Annotated in this window: 1 protein-coding gene; it reads right to left on the bottom strand. The window is 52.4% G+C overall.

Annotated features, from left to right (window positions below):
• Positions 1 to 208: NAD(P)H-hydrate dehydratase (locus tag CHH91_RS19945; protein ID WP_286160877.1), on the bottom strand; the 208-nt coding region annotated here is incomplete at both ends.

The raw sequence follows: 208 nt of genomic DNA, 5'->3' as shown, positions 1-208 counted from the left end.
CCAGCAAGTCCGCTGCATAGCCATGGAAAAATACGGCTGATGAGAGAGCAGGTTGAATCCGTTGCCGGGCAACAAGTGCAGCGACCATCCCTGTAAGCACGTCGCCTGAACCGCCTTTGGCAAGCCCGGCATTGCCTGTTACATTGACAGAAATACAACCGCTTGGTTCAGCAACAATTGTGTTCGGCCCTTTCAAAACGACATACAC

Origin of the sequence: Virgibacillus sp. 7505 (assembly GCF_002272135.1) — a bacterium.
Taxonomy (GTDB): Bacteria; Bacillota; Bacilli; order Bacillales; family Amphibacillaceae; genus Terribacillus.
This window is presented reverse-complemented; position numbering and strand designations above follow the sequence as displayed.